The organism is Kitasatospora sp. NPDC088391 (assembly GCF_044753345.1).
Lineage (GTDB): Bacteria > Actinomycetota > Actinomycetes > Streptomycetales > Streptomycetaceae > Kitasatospora.
In genome coordinates this window covers 102,336-122,062 of the sequence record NZ_JBIVNB010000006.1, presented here as the reverse complement: position 1 = coordinate 122,062, position 19,727 = coordinate 102,336, and the positions used below count along the sequence as shown (strand labels likewise).

Here is a 19,727-nt window from a genome sequence, read left to right as displayed (position 1 = left end):
GCCCTGGTCGGGTTCCTTCACCGAGTACTCGGCCGCCGCGCCCCCGGCGGTTCCACCGCCACTCGTCCGGGTGACGCCGCGCCGCGCCCGGGTCAGTCGACCAGGTCGCGGACCACCGCGTCCGCCAGCAGCCGGCCGCGCAGCGTCAGCGCGGCCCGGCCCGCCGCGTACGGTTCGGGTTGCAGCAGGCCGTCCGCGAGCGCCCGGTCGGCGGCGGCCCGGCCGGCGGCGGTGAGCAGGTCCAGCGGGCAGCCCTCGGCCAGGCGCAGTTCCAGCAGGATGCGCTCGACCCGGCGGTCCTCGTCGGCCAGCACCTCGCGGCCCAGCGCGGGCGTGCGGCCCTCGGCGAGGGCCTGCGCGTACGCGGCCGGGTGCTTGGCGTTCCACCAGCGCACCCCGCCGACGTGGCTGTGCGCGCCCGGGCCGGCGCCCCACCAGTCGGCGCCGGTCCAGTACAGCTCGTTGTGGCGGCAGCGGCCCTCGGGCGTGGTGGACCAGTTGGAGACCTCGTACCAGGAGTACCCGGCGGCGGCGAGCGCCTGATCGGCCATCAGGTAGCGGTCGGCGTGCACGTCGTCGTCGATCATCGGCAGTTCGCCGCGCTTGACCCGGGCGGCGAGCCGGGTGCCGTCCTCGACGATCAGCGAGTACGCGGAGACGTGGTCCGGGCCGGCGCCGATCGCGGCGTCCAGCGAGGCCCGCCAGTCCTGGTCGGACTCGCCCGGGGTGCCGTAGATCAGGTCCAGGTTGACGTGCTCGAACCCGGCCTCGCGGGCCTCGGCGACGCAGGCCTCCGGGCGGCCCGGGGTGTGGTGGCGGTCCAGCAGGGCCAGCACGTGCGGGCGGGCGCTCTGCATGCCGAAGGAGATCCGGTTGTAGCCGCCCTCGCGGAGTTCCGCCAGGTACGCCGGGTCGACGGACTCCGGGTTGGCCTCGGTGGTGACCTCCGCGCCGGGTGCCAGGCCGAACTCCTCGCGCAGCGCGGCCAGCATCCGGACCAGGTCGCGGGCGGGCAGCAGGGTCGGCGTGCCGCCGCCGAGGAACACCGTCCGCACCGGCAGGTCGGCGTCGCCGAGGACGCGGCGGGCCAGCCGGATCTCGGCGACCACGTTGTCGGCGTACGTCTCCTGCGAGGCGACGGCGCCGGAGGAGCGCAGCTCGGTGGCGGTGTACGTGTTGAAGTCGCAGTAGCCGCAGCGGCTGGCGCAGTACGGCACGTGCAGGTAGAAACCGAACGGTCGGCCGCCCAGCCCGTCCAGGGCGCGGGCGGGCAGCGAACCGTCGGACGGCACGGGTTCGCCGTCGGGGAGTGCGGAGGGCATGCGCCCATTGTCCGGTACGGCCGCCGGAACTCCGAAAAGCCGGCGGGCCGTACCGGGCGAGCGGGGCTCAGGCCTCGTTGGTGCCCGCGTACATCGCGGTGACCTCGTCCGCGTAGGTGCGCTCCACCACCGGGCGCTTGATCTTCAGGCTCGGGGTCAGCTCGCCGTGCTCGATGTCCAGGTCCCGCGGGAGCAGCGCGAACTTCTTGACCGTCTGCCAGCGCTGCAGCTCGCCGTTGAGGCGCTTCACGAAGCCGTCGATCAGCGCGACGGTGGCCGGGTCGGCCACCACCTCGGCGTAGGACTTGCCGGCCAGGCCGTGCTCGGCCGCCCACGGCATGATCACCGTCTCGTCCAGGCCGATCAGCGCCGTGCAGTAGTTGCGGCCGTTGCCGATCACCAGGACGTTGCTGACGAACGGGCAGATCGCCTTGAACTTGCCCTCCACCTCGCTGGGCGCGACGTACTTGCCGCCCGAGGTCTTGAACATGTCCTTCTTGCGGTCGGTGATCCGCAGGTAGCCGCCCTCGCCGAGCTCGCCGATGTCGCCGGTGTGGAACCAGCCGTCGGCCTCCAGCACCTCGGCGGTCTGCTCCGGCATCCCGTGGTAGCCGCGCATGACGCCCGGGCCGCGCAGCAGGATCTCGCCGTCCTCGGCGATCCGCACCTCGGTGCCGGGCAGCGGCAGGCCGACCGTGCCGACCCGGAAGTCCTCCGCCCGGTTGACTGTGGAGCCGGCCGAGGTCTCGGTCAGGCCGTAGCCCTCCAGCACCGGGACGCCCGCGCCCTTGAAGAAGTAGCCGATCTCCGGCGCCAGCGCCGCGCTGCCCGACACCGCGCCGCGCAGCCGGCCGCCGAACGCCGCCCGGATCTTGGTGTACACCAGCTTGTCGGCCAGCCCGTGCTGCAGCCGCAGGGCCAGCGGGGCGCTCTCGTGCCCGGTGGCGATCTGGCTGGCCTGGATGGCGTGCGCGTACTCGCGGGCCACCTTGGCCGCCCACATGAAGATCTTGTACTTGGCGCCGCCCTCGGCCCGGGCCTTGCCCGCGATGCCGTTGTAGACCTTCTCGAAGATCCGCGGCGCGGAGGCCATCAGGGTCGGCCGGATCACCGGCAGGTTGTGGATGATCCGGTCCACCCGGCCGTCCACCGCCATCACGTGGCCGGTGGCGATCTGGCCGGAGATCAGCGTCTTGCCGAACACGTGCGACAGCGGCAGCCACATGAACTGCACGTCGTCCGGGCGCAGCAGCCCGCTCTCCTCCTGCGCCACGCCCTCGTACGACCAGCAGTCGTGGACCAGGCGCACGCCCTTGGGGCGGCCGGTGGTGCCGGAGGTGTAGATCAGGGTGGCGAGCTGCTCCTTGTCGAGGGAGTCGATCGCCTTCTCCACCGCGTCCGGGTGCTCGACCAGGTACGCGGCGCCGCGCTCCTCCAGCTCGGCCAGCGTGAGCACGGTCAGGCCGTCGGCGGACGGGGCGTCGGCCGACAGCTCGTCGAAGACGACGACGTACTCCAGCGCGGGCAGCTCCGGCTTCTGCTCGACCGCCTTGCGCAGCTGGCCCTCGTTCTCGGCGAACAGCGCGCGGCTGCCGGAGTTGGCCAGGATGAACGCCGTCTCGTCGGAGTTGGTGCTCGGGTAGACCGTGGTGGTGGCCGCGCCGGCGCACATGTTGCCGAGGTCGGCGAGGATCCACTCGATCCGGGTGGCCGAGGCGATCGCCACCCGGTCCTCGGCGAGGATGCCCAGCGACATCAGGCCCGCCGCCACCGCCTTGATCCGCTCGTTGGCCTGTGCCCAGGTCAGCGAACGCCACTGCTCCGCCCCCGGCGCACCGTCCGCCGCCTGCTCGTCGACCGGAACCGGGTACCGGTAGGCCTCACCGTTCGGGGTGGCCTTTACCCTGCTGAGCAACAGGTGTGCCACGGAGGGCGGGCGCCGCTCGATCATGGACTGCGCGGAACTCAACGAGGACCTCCGGGGGCGGGTGGACCGAGAGTGGGTGAGCGGTGGCCCGTGGGGGGTGGCCACCGACCGACTTAACCGGTGAGTAACAAGAGGGCAATCAGCAGCCTAGGGGGTGGGGGGCCGATCCGTAAGGGGGTGGCGTGAGCTGGCACACTCCCGGGTCGGCAGTGCATCGGTCGTCCAACGCGTGAAGCTTTTCCACAAGTACCCGAATTTGGGATGCGTGCGTCCCCTTCGAAGACGAGAGTGTCACGGTGCTTTTCAGACTCCTACGGGCCCACCTCGGCCCCTACTCCCGCGACATCACGGTGCTGGTGCTGCTCCAGCTGGTCTCCACCATCGGCATGCTCTACCTGCCGACCCTGAACGCCGACATCATCGACAGCGGCGTCCTCAAGGGCGACACCGGATACATCCTCCGGGTCGGCGCGGTGATGGTCGGCGTCTCGCTGGCCCAGGCCGCCTGCTCGATCGGCGCGGTCTACTACGGCGCCCGCACCGCGATGGCCGTCGGCCGCGACCTCCGCGGCGCCGTCTTCGCCCGGGTGCAGGACTTCTCCGCCCGCGAGCTCAACCAGTTCGGCGCCCCCTCCCTGATCACCCGGACCACCAACGACGTCCAGCAGGTGCAGATGCTGGCGCTGATGACCTTCACCCTGATGGTCGCCGCGCCGATCATGTGCGTCGGCGGCGTCATCATGGCGCTCAACCAGGACGTGCCGCTCTCCGGCCTGCTGCTGGCCGTCGTCCCCGCCCTCGGCGCGGTCGTCACCGTGCTGGTCGGCCGGATGCGCCCGCAGTTCCGCGGCATGCAGACCCGGATCGACTCGGTCAACCGGATCATGCGCGAGCAGATCACCGGCATCCGCGTCATCCGCGCCTTCGTCAAGGACGACCACGAGGCCAAGCGGTTCACCGGCGCCAACGGCGAACTCGCCGACTACTCGCTGCGGGTCGGCCGGCTGATGGCGCTGATGTTCCCCGTCGTGATGGGCGTGGTGAACATCTCCAGCGTCGCGGTCTTCTGGTTCGGCGCGCACCGCATCGAGAGCGGCGGCATGCAGATCGGCGCCCTCACCGCCTTCCTCTCCTACCTGATGCAGATCCTGATGAGCGTCATGATGGCCACCTTCATGTTCATGATGGTGCCGCGTGCCGAGGTCTGCGCCGAGCGCATCCAGGAGGTGCTGAACACCGAGTCCAGCGTCGTCCCGCCGCTCAACCCCGTCACCGAGCTGCACGCCCACGGCACCCTCGAACTGCGCGGCGTCGAGTTCCGCTACCCCGGCGCCGAGGTCCCCGTGCTGCGCGGCATCGACCTGACCGCCCGGCCCGGCGAGACCACCGCCGTCATCGGCTCCACCGGCGCCGGCAAGACCACCCTGCTGGGCCTCGTCCCCCGGCTCTTCGACGCCACCGGCGGCGAGGTCCTGATCGACGGCGTCGACGTCCGCGAGCTCGACCCGCAGAAGCTGTCCGAGGTGATCGGCCTCGTCCCGCAGAAGCCCTACCTGTTCTCCGGCACCGTCGCCTCCAACCTGCGCTACGGCAAGCCCGAGGCCACTGACGAAGAGCTGTGGCAGGCCCTGGAGACCGCCCAGGCCAAGGACTTCGTGTCGAAGTTCCCCGAGGGCCTGGACGCCCCGATCTCCCAGGGCGGCACCAACGTCTCCGGCGGACAGCGCCAGCGCCTGGCCATCGCCCGGGCCCTCGTCCGCAAGCCCGAGATCTACCTGTTCGACGACTCCTTCTCGGCCCTCGACTACGCCACCGACGCCCGGCTCCGCGCCGCGCTCGCCCAGGAGACCGAGCAGGCCACCGTGGTGATCGTGGCCCAGCGCGTCTCCACCATCCGGGACGCCGACCGGATCATCGTCCTCGACGAGGGCGCCGTCGTCGGCACCGGCACCCACCAGGAACTGATGGCCGACAACCCGACGTACCGGGAGATCGTGCTCTCCCAGCTCACCGAGCAGGAGGCGGCGTGACCACCCCCGACAAGCCCGAGCAGTCCGGCCCCGACCTGGCCAAGGCCGCCACACCGACCGACGCCGCCCCGGCCGACGCCGCGCCTGCGGACGCCGGGCCTGCGGACGCCGGGCCCGCGGAGAGCGGATCGGCCTCCAACTCCCAGGAGGCGGCGGCCCGTCGCGGCGGCCCCGGCCCCGGGCGGTTCATGGGCGCCCAGGGCACCGAGAAGTCCAAGGACTTCGGCAACTCCGCCAGGCGACTGCTCGGCCTGCTCAAGTCCGAGCGCACCCTGCTGTTCACCGTGCTCGGACTCGGCGCGCTGTCGATCGGCTGCCAGGTCGCCGGGCCCCGGGTGCTCGGCAAGGCGACCGACCTGATCGTGGCCGGTGCCACCGGCCCCCGGTTCGCCGGTGCCCCGAGCAAGCAGGCCGCCATCGACGGCCTGCGCGCCAAGGGCGACGGCGACGTCGCCAACCTGCTCTCCTCGATCGACTTCACGCCCGGCAAGGGCATGGACTTCCACGCCATCGGCACCATCCTCCTCTGGGTGCTGGCCATCTACGTGGCGGCGATCGTGTTCGGTGTGATCCAGGGCCGACTGGCCGCGCTGGCGATCAACCGCACGGTGTTCCGGCTCCGCGAGGAGGTCGAGGCGAAGCTGGCCCGGCTGCCGCTCAGCTACTTCGACCGCCAGCCGCGCGGCGAGGTGCTCAGCCGGGTCACCAACGACATCGACAACATCAACCAGTCCATGCAGCAGACCATGGGCCAGGTGGTGAACTCCCTCCTCACCATCGTCGGCGTGCTGGCGATGATGTTCTGGATCTCGCCGCTGCTGGCGGTGATCGCGCTGGTCTCGGTGCCGGTCTCGGTGGTCGTCGCCACCAAGGTCGGCAAGCGGGCCCAGCCGCAGTTCATCAAGCAGTGGGGCTCCACCGGCAAGCTGAACGCCCACATCGAGGAGATGTTCACCGGGCACAGCCTGGTGAAGGTCTTCGGCCGCCAGAAGGAGGCCGGGGAGCTCTTCGAGCGGGAGAACCAGGCCCTCTACGAGGCCTCCTTCCGGGCGCAGTTCATCTCGGGCATCATCCAGCCCGCGATGATGCTGGTCGGCAACATCAACTACGTGCTGGTCGCGGTGGTCGGCGGTCTGCGGGTCGCCAGCGGGGCGCTGAGCATCGGTGACGTGCAGGCCTTCATCCAGTACTCCCGCCAGTTCAGCCAGCCGCTCAGCCAGGTCGCCTCGATGGCCAACCTGGTGCAGTCCGGGGTCGCCTCCGCCGAGCGGGTCTTCGAACTGCTCGACGCCGACGAGCAGTCCCCCGAGCCGCTGCACCCGGAGCGCCCCGCCGAACTGCGCGGGCGGGTCGCCTTCGAGGACGTCTCCTTCCGCTACTCCCCCGACAAGCCGCTGATCGACGGCCTGTCGCTGAAGGTCGAGCCGGGCCACACCGTGGCCATCGTCGGCCCGACCGGTGCCGGCAAGACCACCATGGTCAACCTCCTGATGCGCTTCTACGAAGTCAGCGGGGGCCGGATCACCCTCGACGGCGTGGACATCTCCGCGATGTCCCGCGAGGACCTGCGCTCCGGCATCGGCATGGTCCTCCAGGACACCTGGCTCTTCGGCGGCACCATTGCCGAGAACATCGCCTACGGTGCCGAGTCCGCCAGCAAGGAGCAGGTCATCGCCGCGGCGAAGGCCGCGCACGCCGACCGCTTCGTGCGGACCCTGCCGGACGGCTACGACACCGTCCTGGACGACGAGGGCTCCGGGGTCAGCGCCGGTGAGAAGCAGCTGATCACCATCGCCCGGGCCTTCCTCGCCCAGCCCTCGATCCTGGTGCTCGACGAGGCCACCAGCTCCGTCGACACCCGTACCGAGGTGCTGATCCAGCGGGCGATGGCCGAACTGCGTACCGGCCGTACCAGCTTCGTGATCGCCCACCGGCTCTCCACCATCCGGGACGCCGACGTGATCCTGGTGATGGAGAACGGCTCGATCGTCGAGCAGGGCAGCCATGACGAACTGATCGCCAAGGACGGTGCCTACGCGCGCCTGTACAAGGCCCAGTTCGCCCAGGCGGTGGCCGAGGTCGACTGACGCCGCGTCAGCGGTGCGCTGCCAGGGGGAGGTCCGTGTCGCGGGCCTCCCCCTGGCGTATCGGGGCGGCCGAACCCGGAGTGGGATCGGGGGCGGGGGTGGCCGCCGGGGTGGGGGCGGCGAGCACGGTGTGGGCGGTCGGCTGCTGGGGCTGACGCTGGCCGAGCAGGGTGGAGCCCAGGGCGAGGGCCATGCCCAGGAGTTGGAGCGCGGTGAGGGCCTGGCCGAGGGCGGCCCAGCCGATCACCGCCGCGGAGACCGGGCTGAGCAGGCCCAGGAAGGCGACCGAGGTGGCGGGGAGCCGGCCGATGCCGCGGAACCAGAGCCAGTACGCCAGCGCGGTGTTGGCCACCGCGAGATAGCCGTACCCGAGCAGGTTGGTGCCGCTGAGCGCCGGCGGGGCGCCCTCGACCAGGGCGGCGACGGGCAGCAGGAGCAGCCCGCCCGCCGTCAGCTGCCAGCCCGTCATGGCCAGCGGGCCGACCCCGGCCGGGCGGCCCCAGCGCTTGGTGAGCACCGTGCCCGCCGCCATCGCCGCGGCGCCGGCCAGGCCGGCGAGGAGGCCGAGCGCGTCCAGGTGGACGGTGGCGCGGAGGACGACCAGGGAGACCCCGAGGACGCCGACGGCACCGGCGACCAGGGAGCGCCGCCCGAACCGCTCGCCCAGCAGCGGCACCGCCAGCGCGGCGGCCAGCAGCGGCTGTATCGCGCCGAGCACCGCCGCGACCCCGCCGGGGAGGCGGTAGGCGGCGACGAAGACCAGCCCGAAGAAGACCCCGATGTTGAGCGCGCCGAGGACGGCCGAGCGCCACCACCAGGCACCGGTGGGAAGTCTCCGCGTCGCGGCCAGCAGGACCAGCCCGGCCGGCAGGGCGCGGAGCGTGGCGGTGAGCAACGGCCTTTCTGCGGGCAGCAGTTCGGTCGTCACGATGTAGGTGGAGCCCCACGCGAGCGGGGCGAGCGCAGTGAGGGCTACGTTTCGCATGGAAAATAGCTTAGCGCCAAGCTACTTAGTGTCCAGCCATTTAATCGAGGCCGTCTCGGCGGCCGCCCGCCGACCGCCCAACGGCCCCGCGCCGCTGTGCCAGACTGGCCGGATGGACCGAGTGGACCCGCGCCTCGCCCCGCACGACCCCGTCGACGCGATCGCCGACCAGTGGCGGCACGAGCGCCCCGACCTGGCCGACCGGACGGAGGCGATGGCCGCGTTCGGCCGGGTGCACCGGGTCTCCCGGGCGGTCGGCGAACTGATGGAGCAGGCGTACGCGCCGTTCGGGATCGGTCGCGGCGAGTTCGACGTGCTGGCCACGCTGCGCCGCGCCGGGGAGCCGTTCTCGCTGTCGCCGCGCGAGCTGACGGCGACGCTGATGCTCACCACCGGCGGGATGACCGGCCGGCTGGACAAGCTGGAGCGGGCCGGACTGGTGACCCGCTCCCCCGACCCGCACGACCGCCGGGGCCTGCGGATCACCCTCACCGAGCAGGGCCGGGAGACCGTCGACCAGGCGGTGGCCGCCGGCCTGGCCGTCCAGCAGCGGATCATCGACCGGCTCGGCGAACGGCGGCTGGCCGAGCTGAACGGCCTGCTCCGGGATCTGCTGCACAGCGTCGAGACGACCGCGCACCCGGCCCCGGCCCGCCGCTGACGGCCGCCGCCGCGCCTTCTCCCCCGGCCGCTCCGGCGATGTGACGCAGGCCACTGTCACACTTCCGGGGGCTGCCCTGTCCTCCTTCCAGAACCGCCACCGGGCGGGGTCCTGAAGGAGGACGAGATGACCGGCAAGCACATCGTGGTGATCGGCGCGGGCTACGCGGGACTGTCGGCCGCCGCCGGGATCGGTCGCGGCCAGGACCGGGTCACCCTGATCGCCCCCGAGCAGCGCTTCCACCACCGGGTCCGCCAGCACGAGATCGCGGCGGGCCACCGGGTCGCCCGCCCCGACGTCGCCCACGTGCTGCGCGGCCGCCGGGTGACCCACCTGGCCACCCGGGTCACCGAACTCGACCTGGCGGCCCGGAAGGTGGCCACCGAGGACGGCGGGCGGCTGGCCTACGACACCCTGGTGTACGCGCTCGGCAGCCGGACCGCCTGGGGCACGGTGCCGGGCGCGGCCGAGCACGCGTACTCGGCGGAGCGCGCCGAGGAGCTGCGCCGCCGGATCGCCGGGGCCCCGGCGCCGGGGACGGTCGCGGTGGTCGGCGGCGGCGCGACCGGCATCGAGCTGGCCACCGAGCTGGCCGAGGCGTACCCGGCCTGGCAGGTCCGGCTGGTCGCGGCGGGCCGGGTCGGCGGCTGGCTGTCGGAGCGCGGCCGGGCGCACGTGCTGAAGGTGCTCGGGCGACTGGGCGCGCGGGTGGACGAGGAGCGGCGGGTCGTCGCCGTCACCGCCGAGGGGCTGGAGACCGACGGCGGCCCGATCCCGGCCGACGTGGTGGTGTGGGCGGCCTCGCTGGAGGCGCACCCGTTGGCGGCGGAGGCCGGGCTGGCCGTCGCCGAGGACGGCCGGGCGCTGGTGGACGGCCACCTGCGCTCGCTCTCGCACCCCGAGGTGCACGTGGTCGGGGACGCCGCCGCGGTTGAGGTCCCCGGCATCGGCCGGCTGCGGATGGCCTGTGCGACCGCGATGCCGCAGGGCCGCTACCTGGCCAAGCTGCTGACCGGCCGCACCGCCGAACCGTTCGCCTTCCGGTACGCCCTCCAGTGCATCAGCCTCGGCCGGGGCGAGGCCCTGGTGCAGCTGATCCACCCGGACGACTCGGTCCGGCCGCGGGTGGTGACGGGCGCGCTCGGCCGGCTGGTCAAGGCGGGCATCGTCAAGGGCCTCCCGCTGTCGCTGCGCTGACGGCGCGTCGGCCGCCGGCCCGGGCCGGGCCGGGCCGGGCCCGTGGCCGCAACGGCGACGGGCCGGAGCCCCCCGCAGGGGACTCCGGCCCGTCGTGGCCGCCGCTTCACGGGCGGCCGAGGAGAGCTACTTCTTCTCCTTGGGCGCCTCGGCGTCCGTCGACAGCGCGGCGATGAAGGCCTCCTGCGGGACCTCCACCCGGCCGACCATCTTCATCCGCTTCTTGCCTTCCTTCTGCTTCTCCAGCAGCTTGCGCTTGCGCGAGATGTCGCCGCCGTAGCACTTGGCGAGGACGTCCTTGCGGATCGCGCGGACCGTCTCGCGGGCGATCACCCGGGAGCCGATCGCGGCCTGGATCGGCACCTCGAACTGCTGCCGCGGGATCAGCTTCTGCAGCTTGCCGGCCATCATCACGCCGTAGTTGTAGGCCTTGTCCTTGTGCACGATCGCGGAGAACGCGTCCACCGCGTCGCCGTGCAGCAGGATGTCGACCTTCACCAGGTCGGCGGTCTGCTCGCCGATCGGCTCGTAGTCGAAGGAGCCGTAACCGCGGGTCTTGGACTTCAGCTGGTCGAAGAAGTCGAAGACGATCTCGGCGAGCGGCAGCGTGTAGCGCAGCTCGACCCGGTCCTCGGAGAGGTAGTCCATGCCCTGCAGGTTGCCGCGGCGGGCCTGGCACAGCTCCATGATCGCGCCGACGAACTCGTTCGGGGCGAGGATGGTGCCGCGCACCACCGGCTCGTACACCTCGGCGATCTTGCCGGTGGGGAACTCGCTCGGGTTGGTGACGGTGTGCTCGCTGCCGTCCTCCATGACCACCCGGTAGATCACGTTCGGGGCGGTGGAGATCAGGTCGAGGTTGAACTCGCGCTCCAGCCGCTCCCGGATGATCTCCAGGTGCAGCAGGCCGAGGAAGCCGCAGCGGTAGCCGAAGCCGAGCGCGACCGAGGTCTCCGGCTCGTAGACCAGCGCGGCGTCGTTCAGGCGCAGCTTGTCCAGCGCGTCGCGGAGCAGCGGGTAGTCCGAGCCGTCCAGCGGGTAGAGGCCGGAGAACACCATCGGGCGCGGGTCCTTGTAGCCGCCGAGCGGCTCGGTCGCGCCCTTGTGCATCGAGGTGATGGTGTCGCCGACCTTGGACTGCCGGACGTCCTTCACGCCGGTGATGATGTAGCCGACCTCGCCGACGCCGAGGCCGTCGGCGACCTTCGGCTCGGGCGAGATGACGCCGATCTCCAGCAGCTCGTGGGTGGCGCCGGTGGACATCATGGCGATCCGCTCACGCTTGGTGAGCTGGCCGTCCACCACTCGCACGTAGGTGACGACGCCGCGGTAGGAGTCGTACACCGAGTCGAAGATCATCGCGCGGGCCGGGGCGTCCTTGACGCCGATCGGGGCGGGGATCCGCTCGACCACGTGGTCGAGCAGGTCCTCCACGCCGAGGCCGGTCTTCGCGGAGACCTTCAGCACGTCCTCGGGGTCGCAGCCGATGATGTGCGCGATCTCGGCGGCGTACTTCTCCGGCTGGGCGGCCGGCAGGTCGATCTTGTTGAGCACGGGGATGATCGTGAGGTCGTTCTCCAGCGCCAGGTACAGGTTGGCGAGGGTCTGCGCCTCGATGCCCTGGGCGGCGTCGACGACCAGGATGGTTCCCTCGCAGGCCGCGAGGGAGCGGGACACCTCGTACGTGAAGTCCACGTGGCCGGGGGTGTCGATCATGTTCAGGATGTGCGTCGTGCCCGCGCGATCGCCGGACCGCGGCGCCCACGGGAGGCGGACGGCCTGGGACTTGATGGTGATGCCGCGCTCGCGCTCGATGTCCATCCGGTCGAGGTACTGGGCGCGCATCTGCCGGGGGTCCACCACGCCGGTGATCTGCAGCATCCGGTCGGCGAGCGTCGACTTGCCGTGGTCGATGTGGGCGATGATGCAGAAGTTGCGAATCACCGCCGGGTCAGTACGGCTGGGCTCTGGCACGTTGCTGGGGGTCGCGGGCACCTTGGTCCGATTTCTGATCCGGTCAATATGGTTCCGCCCATCCTCCCATGCCGAACGACCCGGGGGGGCTTCCCGCCCGAGCGGGTGTGCGGAAGGATCTCCGCATGATCTTGGAAAGTGCCCTGCTCGACGTCCGCCCGGGCCAGGAGGAATCCTTCCTCGCGGCCTTCGCCGAGGCCCGCCCGCTGATCGCGGCCCAGCACGGGTTCCGCTCACTGGAACTGCGCCGCTGCCTGGACGAGGGCGGCGCCTCGCGGTTCCTGCTGCAGGTCGGCTGGGACACGCTGGAGGACCACACCGAGGGCTTCCGCCGCTCCGCCGAGTACGGCCGCTGGCGCGAACTGCTGCACCACTACTACGACCCGTTCCCGGTCGTCGAGCACTACGGCGAACCGCTGCTGACCGCCTGACGGGTGGTCGACCGCGGGGCCCGCGCTCCGGCGGTCCGGCGGCCCGGTTTGGGTCGCCCAGGGCGGCCCTGGTAGCGTGGGGCGCTGCACTCCGCCCTCGGCATGCCCTCTCAGCAGGCCCGAGCGGCAACCGGGTGCGACCCGTTTACCTGTCGATTCACGTCGATTCACACAGACTGAGGCTCTTTCGTGGCGAACATCAAGTCCCAGATCAAGCGCAACAAGACCAACGAGAAGGCGCGCCTGCGCAACAAGGCCGTCAAGTCCTCGCTGAAGACCGCCCTGCGCAAGGCCCGCGAGGCCGCTGCCGCCGGCGAGACCGAGAAGGCCGTCGTGCTGGCCCGTGCCGCCTCCAAGGCGCTCGACAAGGCCGTGAGCAAGGGCGTCATCCACAAGAACCAGGCCGCCAACAAGAAGTCGGCGATCACCAAGCGCGTCAACGTCGCTGCCTGATCCTGGTCCTTCCCGCACGGCCCGGCCGTGCACCCGGTGCCCCGGCACCGAACCGGACGGCGTGACCAGCGGCCCTCTACCCGCTACCGCCGACCCCCGCTCCCGGAAAGCCCCGGCCCTCTACCCGGAGCCCGGCGAGCAGCACGACCCGTACCGCACGCGGCCTGCGTTCGCCACGCGGGTGCGGTACAGCAGCTTCACAGGGAACGCCCGGCGACGGGCCCTCCTTCCACTGCCCGCCCGGGTTCCCCGGGCGGGCAGTGTGCGTTCCGCTCCGGGCCGTGCCCTTGCAACAGGGTGACTCCCTCGCGGTCACAGGGCCGTCACAGCGCCCACGGTGCCGCCAGGGGCGTGGAAGCGTGGGCGTCATGCGTCTGAGACTCCTCGCGGCCGGCCTGACCGCCGCCACCGCCCTCCTGACCCTGACCGCCTGCACCGACGACAGCGGCACCTCCACCAGCGCCGGCAGCAGCACCGCCGGCACCACGTCCGCCGCGCCCGTGCCCGCCGCCAGCTCGGCGGCCCCCACCTCCAGCTCCGGCGCCCACGCGTCCACCACGCCGACGGCCGTGGGCGGGCCGGGCGCCGCGAGCAGCGTCCCGTCGCCGAACGCGGCCCAGACCGCCGGGCTGCTGGCCGGGCTGAAGGCCCTCAACCCGGCGCTCGGCACCGACCAGGGCAAGGCCGTCAGCGCGGCCCGCAGCGTCTGCCAGGAGCTCAAGGAGGGGAAGGAGACGGCCACCGTCGCCACCAACGCCGCCCAGTACTTCAGCGGTGGCAGCGTCAAGCTGACCGCCGAGGACGGCATCGCCATCGTCGCCGCGGTGAAGGTCTCCTTCTGCGCGTGACGCACCACCCTCGCCTGCCGCACCGCGCCCCGGCCGACCGGTCGGTCCGGGTGCGGGCGGCGGCGCCCCGGGAGCGGTGCCCCGGCTAGTACGGGCGGCCGGCCTTGGAGGCGCGGGCCACCGCGACCACGGCCCGCTCCAGGGCGTAGGCGGGGTCGTCGGAGCCGCCCTTGACCGCGGCGTCGGCCTCGGCGACGGCGGTGAGCGCGGCGGCCACGCCGTCGCCCGTCCAGCCGCGCATCTGCTGCCGGACCCGGTCCACCTTCCAGGGCGGCATCCCGAGTTCGCGGGCCAGGTCGCCCGGCCGCATGTTGCGCCCGGCACCGGCGAGCCGGCCGATGCTGCGGACGCCGGAGGCGAGGGCGTAGGTGATGCCCGTCGGCGGCTGGCCGACGGCCAGCGCCCAGCGCAGCCGTTCCAGCGCCTCGGCGGCGCGGCCGGTGACCGCGAGGTCGGCCACTTCGAAGCCCGTCGCCTCGGCCCGCCCGCTGTAGTACTTGGCGACCGCCGCCTCGTCGATCGGGCCTTCGATGTCCGCCGTCAACTGGCTGCACGCGGCGGACAGTTCCCGCAGGTCACTGCCGAGGGAGTCCAACAGCGCCTGGCAGGCCTCGGGGCTGGCGGCGCGTCCGATGGTGCGGAACTCGTTGCGGATGAACGCCAGTTTCTCGCTCGCCTTGGTGAGCTTGGCGCACTGGACCTCGCGGGCCCCCGCCTTCTTCGCCGCGTCCAGCAGGCCCTTGCCCTTGGCCCCGCCCGCGTGCACCAGCACCATGATCACTTCTTCGACGGGGGCGTCCAGGTACGCCTTGATGTCCTTGACCGCGTCGGCCGCCAGGTCCTGGGCGGCCCTGACCACGATGACCTTCCGCTCGGCGAACAGCGAGGGCGTGGTCAACTCGGCGAGCTGGCCGGCCTGCAGGGCACCGGGCGCGAGGTCCCGGACGTCCGTCTCCGGGTCCGCGGCGCGGGCCGCGGCCACCACCTCGGCGACCGCGCGGTCGAGCAGCAACTCCTCCTGGCCGACCGCAACGGTCAGCGGGGCGAGCAGGTCGTCGGGTGCACTCTTCCTGGCCATCGCGTACCAGGATCGCACGCCGGGCCGACAGCTTCCGCCGGTGTCACCGCGCCCGGCACCACCTGCCCGCCGCTGTCCCGCCCCGGCTCGGCAGAATGATGGCGTGACCGAGAACATTGACCGCCAACTGCTCGTCCTGCCCGACCGCGACGCCGCGGAGGAGGTGGCCGAGGAGCTGAACACGCGCTGGCCCGAGCTGGGCGACGTGGAGGTCCTCCGGGACGCCCTCGCGGGCGAGGACGACGCCGAGGACGCCCAGTGGCTGGTGGTGGTGGAGGCACCCGAGGACGGTGGCTGGACGGCACCGCTGCTGACCGCGCTGGACCAGCTCGTCGCCGCGCAGGACGGGTGGCGGGAGCAGGGCTGACCCCGCCCCCGCCTACCCCACCTACTCCCTCGGCCACGGCCCGCCCGGACCGGGTGGGCCGCACCGGGCAGTCAGCCGCGGACGGGACGGGCGTGGGTGGCCACCGCCAGGGTCCGGGCATCGCCCAGGACGGCGATGTCGCCGACCAGGTCGGTGCGGACCACTGTCGCCCCGAGCGCCTTCAGCCCGGTCACGGTCCGCGGCGCGGGATGCCCGTACGGGTTGCCTTCGCCGCAGGAGACCAGGGCGAGTCTCGGCCGGAGCGAGGCCATCAGCGACCAGTCCTGGTTCGCCGACCCGTGGTGGGCCACCTTGAGCACGTCGACCCGCCCGATGCCCGGGGGCGGCCCCGGACCGGCCTGTCTCACGCCGTCCGATGCCACTGCGCCATGTTCCCCTTCCCACAGCTTTTCTGATGCCTCGTCAGTTATCAAAGGCGGGTCGGGGAGGCCGACCCTCGGCGGCGTGCCGAGGCCGAGCACCGCCGCTTGGGCCGGGGGTTCCAGGTCTCCGAGCAGGGCCACTCGCAGGGCGGTCGCGGGCGGGCCGAGGGTGGCGAGCAACGCGATGCTGGAGTTGTTCGGCCCCGAGGCGTCGAGGGCCGGGGACGGGGTCGGCCACAGGACCTGCCAGGTGAGGCGGGCTCCCGCCGTGCGCTGCTCTCCGCGCCGGGCCCGAAGCACCGGGATTCCGTCGGCCGCCGCCCAGCGCAGCACTCTGGCCCGCTCGCCGTCCGGTTCGTCCGAGGTGGTCACCTCGATCGCCCCGACCGACCGGCCACGCAGCACGCCGGGGACGCCTTCCACGTGGTCGGCGTGGAAGTGCGTCAGGATCAGCAGCGGCACCCTGGCCACCCCGAGGTCCCGCAGGCAGGCATCGGCCGCTCCGGCATCCGGCCCGGCGTCCACCACCACGGCAGTACCGGGTTCGACCGGCAGCACGGTCATGTCGCCCTGTCCGATGTCGCACATCGCCAAGCGCCACCCGGCCACCGGCCAGCCGGTCGCCAGGCGCACGACGGACGGTGGGCGCAGCAGCACCAGTGGCAGGACGATCGCGCCGACGAGCGCGATCAGCATCCGGGTCCGGGGGTGCCCGGGCCGCCGCCCGGCTCGCCGCAACGGGATCGCCCAGGCCAGCGACACGATCACCACGATCAGCAGCGCCGAACCGAACAGCCCGGCCGGCCAGGCGAGTTCGGCTCCGGGAAGTTCCGCGCCGCGTCGTGCGACGGCGACCAGCCATCCCACCGGGAGCGCGGCGAGATCCGCCAGGAATTCGGCGGCGCCCTTCGAGAACGGGGCGACGGCCAGGGTGGCGAATCCGAGCAGGGTGGCGGGGGCGACGGCGATCTCGGCCAGCAGGTTGCAGGGGATCCCGACCAGGCTGACCCGCGGTGCCAGCAGGACGGTGACGGGCGAGCAGAAGGCCTGCGCCGCCGCAGTGGCGCCGACCGCCGAGGCGAGGTGGTGCGGCCAGCGGCGAGCCCGCAGGGCCGCTGTCCATCTCGGGCCAAGGAGGAGCAGTCCGGCGGTGGCCAGTGCCGAGAGCAGGAATCCGTAGGAGCGGGCGAGGTAGGGGTCGACCAGAATCAGGATCAGTACCGCGCCGGCCAGGACGGGCACGCCCTGGCGCGGCCTGCCGGTGGCCAGGGCCAGCAGTCCGAGGAGTCCGGTGGCCGCGGCCCGGAGCACGCTCGGGTCCGGGCGGCAGATGGTGACGAAGGCCAGGGTGAGCCCTGTTCCGAGCAGTGCCGTCGTCCGGAAGGAGAGTCCCAACTGCCGGGCCAGGCCGCCGCGGCCCGGTGCGTCGGGCTCGGTGGGGGTGCCGCCGATCAGGACCGCGAGGATGATCGCCAGGTTGGCGCCGCTGACCGCGACCAGGTGGCCGAGGTCGGTGGCCCGGAAGGCTGCTGACAGATCGTCGGGGAGTCTGGACACGTCGCCCACCACGAGTCCCGGGAGCAGTCCCCGGGTGTCCGGTGGCAGGTGGTCGCACGCGTCCCGGAGTCCTTGGCGGAGTTGGGCCGCGAGTCGCTGCGGCAGGTTGGGCGGGGCGATGACGAAGGGTTGTCCCTGAGGGGCGAGCAGGGCCGCCGTGTCGGTGTGGGAGCGTCGGCCGCCTCCGGTCTTCTGCGGTTCCGGCAGCACTTCCACTTCGACCGCGATCCTGGTCGAGGGGATCAACTGCCGCCACTGGTCGATGTCCTGGGCACGGATGAACAGGGTGACGGGCGTCCGGGTGGTGACGGACGGGGATGGTGTGTCCGCCGGGAGGGCGGTCGGGCGGACGCGGGTGACGAGGGCGGGGATGGTGAGGGTCGGCCGGGACAGGCCGCTGCCCCGGGTGTGTGCTCCGTGCGGTTCGGGGTCGCGGGTGACGGTCAGTTCGACGGTGACCCTGGGGTTGGCGGGCTTCTCGCGGTCGGGTTTCCCGGTCTCCGTTCCGGCGATGGCCGCCACCGACGGGTCGGCCTCCGGCGGTGGTGATCCAGGGCCTTCCCGGATCTGTGCCGCCGGTGGCCGCGCCAGTTCCGGGAGGGGTCCGCGGTGCAGGTCCGCGGTGTGGAGGACGGTCGTGGTCGTTGCCGCCGCGGCTGTCAGGAGGACGGCGGCGGCCAGGCGGTGGGCAGAGGGCTGGTGGGTGGAGGGGCGTGGTCCTTTCGCGGTGAGGAGGGTGAGGCCGGTCGCGGCGCTCAGCAGCGCCGCCAGCAGCAACAACGGCTGGTACCGCGGGGCGAGGCCGAGGGCGGCGGCGGTCACCACCCATGCGGTGCAGGCCGGGAGGAGGAGCCGGTGGTCGGTTCGGCCCTGACCGGTCGTGGGCGTGGCGGGCAACGCGGCGCCTCCTCTCGTCTCGTATCGGCGGTGCGGGTGGATGCAGGTGGTGGAGAGGATCGGTCCGGTGACCTTGCCGAGGCAAGGTCCTGACAGAGCTCGGCTGCGAGCGGCCGGTCGGCCGGTCGGCCGGTCGGTGAGCCGCGAACGGCACGAGGTGGTTCGCCGTTCGGGGTGGCGGCGGCCGGCGTGCGGCGGCCTCCGGAGTGACGGGACCGGGCCGGTATCGGCGGTCCGGGTGGGAGGGGACAGCGGGAGGAGGGCGGGGAGGGTGGTCAGAGGGTCAGTAGTGCTTTGAGGTCTTCGTACTTGCGCGCTCCGATGCCGGGGACGTGGCGGAGGTCGTCGACGGACTGGAACGGGCCGTGCGTGAGGCGGTACTGGAGGATGCGCTGGGCCAGGGTGGGCCCCACACCGGGCAGGGAGTCGAGTTGTTCGGCGCTGGCACGGTTGAGGCTGACCGGCCCGGTCGGAGCGGCGGGGGCTCCACCGGCCGGGGTGTCGGTGTCCACGAGGATCTGTTCTCCGTCGGTGAGCGGGCGGGCGAGGTTGAGCAGGCTGGTGTCGGTGCCGGGCAGGGTGCCACCGGCGGCGGTCAGGGCGTCGGCGACCCGCGAACCCGCGGGGAGGGTTCGCAGACCGGGGTGCTGGACCTTGCCCCCGACGTCGATCACGAGGGGCGGCCCGGCGGGACGGGAGGTGCGGGTTCCTTCCTGGGTCGGACCCGTGGCGGATTCGGCCACGGAGATCGTCGGCACGGCGACCGGGTGCGGGCGTCCCAGCCAGAAGTGCTGAACGGCGTAGCCGATGGTGAGGACGAGCAGGACGGTGAGGCCGAGGAGAGCTCGGCGGTCGAAGGCGAGGGCGGCGGGGAGGCGGAAACGCAACGGCAGTCGTGGCTGGGTGGTCCGGGACACGGTGGCGGGTTTCGGAGCTGGCGGCGGATCGGGCGGCGAGGGGGTGGGGTTCGGTTGCGGGTCGGGCCGATGGTCCGCCGGGGCATCGGCGGTGGCCGACCGTTGTTCAGGCAGGGGCTCGGCGGGCGGGGCCCGCTCCGGCACCGCGGACGACGGACGGTGGCCGAAGTCCTGCCCGACCGCCCCGGCCGCGCCTTTCACGGAGGCGCCGGCGGCATCAGCCACATCGGTGAACGCCTCTCGGGCGGGCACCCCATACCTGGCGAGGATCTGCCTCGAGGAGAGCGCCGCAGGAAGGACCGGGGCGTCCTCAGCGGGCCGGGTGAGCCGTTCGAAGTCGGAGCCGCAGGCATCGGCCGTGCCGGGCAGGGGCTCCGACGGATCGTCGGGGGCGGGGTCCGGCATGAGCCGGGACGGGGCTTCGGATGCCTCGTCGACGGCCGAGGGGCCGGCTGCCGGGGCGGGCGGGAAGAGCAGGTCGAGCCGGGAGAGGGTGGTCAGCGCGAGCTGCCGCCGACGGGCCTTGGGTGTGGTGATGGTCCTCATGGCGAGGACAGTAGAACGACGCCGTGGACGTGCCGGAGAATTTCTCCGCCCCTGTGGAAAACCCGGC

15 protein-coding genes are annotated in these 19,727 nt (G+C 72.6%); 8 read left to right on the top strand and 7 right to left on the bottom strand.

All coding sequences use genetic code 11. The features are described 5' to 3' along the window. Positions 1-92: 92 nt before the first annotated feature. Complete coding sequence (hemW, locus tag ACIQBJ_RS19780) at positions 93-1,322, bottom strand: radical SAM family heme chaperone HemW (protein ID WP_400711689.1); 1,230 nt, start codon at positions 1,320-1,322, stop codon at positions 93-95. Between the two features lie 67 nt (positions 1,323-1,389). Then, entirely contained in the window at positions 1,390-3,291 is a 1,902-nt protein-coding gene (locus ACIQBJ_RS19775) for an AMP-dependent synthetase/ligase (RefSeq protein ID WP_400711686.1), read from the bottom strand. A 254-nt stretch (positions 3,292-3,545) separates the two neighbouring features. Here ACIQBJ_RS19775 and ACIQBJ_RS19770 point away from each other — a divergent pair, with 254 nt between their 5' ends. Both ACIQBJ_RS19770 and ACIQBJ_RS19765 read left to right on the top strand, forming a co-directional pair. Beyond that, positions 3,546-5,279, top strand: coding sequence for an ABC transporter ATP-binding protein (locus tag ACIQBJ_RS19770; RefSeq protein ID WP_400711683.1), 1,734 nt, complete (start codon positions 3,546-3,548; stop codon positions 5,277-5,279). 188 nt (positions 5,280-5,467) lie between these two features. After that, positions 5,468-7,366, top strand: a complete 1,899-nt coding sequence (locus tag ACIQBJ_RS19765) for an ABC transporter ATP-binding protein (RefSeq protein ID WP_400712552.1) — start codon at positions 5,468-5,470, stop codon at positions 7,364-7,366. 7 nt (positions 7,367-7,373) lie between these two features. On the opposite strand, the gene ACIQBJ_RS19760 is transcribed toward ACIQBJ_RS19765, so the two are convergent. Beyond that, a complete protein-coding gene (locus ACIQBJ_RS19760; RefSeq protein WP_400711680.1) occupies positions 7,374-8,351 on the bottom strand; it encodes an EamA family transporter in 978 nt (325 codons plus the stop codon). 112 nt (positions 8,352-8,463) lie between these two features. On the opposite strand from ACIQBJ_RS19760, the gene ACIQBJ_RS19755 reads away from it, so the two are divergent. Both ACIQBJ_RS19755 and ACIQBJ_RS19750 read left to right on the top strand, forming a co-directional pair. Then, a complete protein-coding gene (locus tag ACIQBJ_RS19755) occupies positions 8,464-9,012 on the top strand; it encodes a MarR family winged helix-turn-helix transcriptional regulator (RefSeq protein ID WP_400711677.1) in 549 nt (182 codons plus the stop codon). A 126-nt stretch (positions 9,013-9,138) separates the two neighbouring features. Next, on the top strand, positions 9,139-10,209 hold the full coding sequence (locus ACIQBJ_RS19750; RefSeq protein WP_400711674.1) for an NAD(P)/FAD-dependent oxidoreductase: 1,071 nt from the start codon (positions 9,139-9,141) through the stop codon (positions 10,207-10,209). Between the two features lie 126 nt (positions 10,210-10,335). Here ACIQBJ_RS19750 and lepA read toward each other — a convergent pair whose 3' ends face one another. Continuing rightward, on the bottom strand, positions 10,336-12,204 hold the full coding sequence (gene lepA / locus ACIQBJ_RS19745; protein WP_400711671.1) for a translation elongation factor 4: 1,869 nt from the start codon (positions 12,202-12,204) through the stop codon (positions 10,336-10,338). Between the two features lie 104 nt (positions 12,205-12,308). On the opposite strand from lepA, the gene ACIQBJ_RS19740 reads away from it, so the two are divergent. From ACIQBJ_RS19740 to ACIQBJ_RS19730, 3 genes are all read left to right on the top strand, one after another. Next, positions 12,309-12,614 (top strand): antibiotic biosynthesis monooxygenase family protein, encoded by a 306-nt coding sequence (locus tag ACIQBJ_RS19740; protein ID WP_400711668.1) that lies wholly within the window; start codon positions 12,309-12,311, stop codon positions 12,612-12,614. Positions 12,615-12,803: 189 nt separating this feature from the next. Further along, on the top strand, positions 12,804-13,067 hold the full coding sequence (gene rpsT, locus ACIQBJ_RS19735; RefSeq protein ID WP_099899135.1) for a 30S ribosomal protein S20: 264 nt from the start codon (positions 12,804-12,806) through the stop codon (positions 13,065-13,067). A 368-nt stretch (positions 13,068-13,435) separates the two neighbouring features. Further along, positions 13,436-13,915, top strand: a complete 480-nt coding sequence (locus tag ACIQBJ_RS19730; protein ID WP_400711665.1) for a DUF732 domain-containing protein — start codon at positions 13,436-13,438, stop codon at positions 13,913-13,915. A gap of 85 nt (positions 13,916-14,000) precedes the next feature. On the opposite strand, the gene holA is transcribed toward ACIQBJ_RS19730, so the two are convergent. Then, positions 14,001-14,993, bottom strand: a complete 993-nt coding sequence (gene holA / locus ACIQBJ_RS19725) for a DNA polymerase III subunit delta (protein ID WP_400711662.1) — start codon at positions 14,991-14,993, stop codon at positions 14,001-14,003. A 103-nt stretch (positions 14,994-15,096) separates the two neighbouring features. Between holA and ACIQBJ_RS19720 the strand changes: the two genes are divergently transcribed. Next, the gene (locus ACIQBJ_RS19720; protein ID WP_400711659.1) at positions 15,097-15,360 is read left to right on the top strand and encodes a hypothetical protein; all 264 of its coding nucleotides are present in this window, start codon (positions 15,097-15,099) and stop codon (positions 15,358-15,360) included. A gap of 71 nt (positions 15,361-15,431) precedes the next feature. Here the strand turns inward: ACIQBJ_RS19720 and ACIQBJ_RS19715 are convergent, their stop codons facing one another. Together ACIQBJ_RS19715 and ACIQBJ_RS19710 are read right to left on the bottom strand one after the other, a co-directional pair. After that, positions 15,432-18,197, bottom strand: coding sequence for a ComEC/Rec2 family competence protein (locus ACIQBJ_RS19715; protein ID WP_400711656.1), 2,766 nt, complete (start codon positions 18,195-18,197; stop codon positions 15,432-15,434). A 275-nt stretch (positions 18,198-18,472) separates the two neighbouring features. After that, entirely contained in the window at positions 18,473-19,114 is a 642-nt protein-coding gene (locus ACIQBJ_RS19710) for a helix-hairpin-helix domain-containing protein (RefSeq protein ID WP_400711653.1), read from the bottom strand. Positions 19,115-19,727 lie beyond the last annotated feature (613 nt).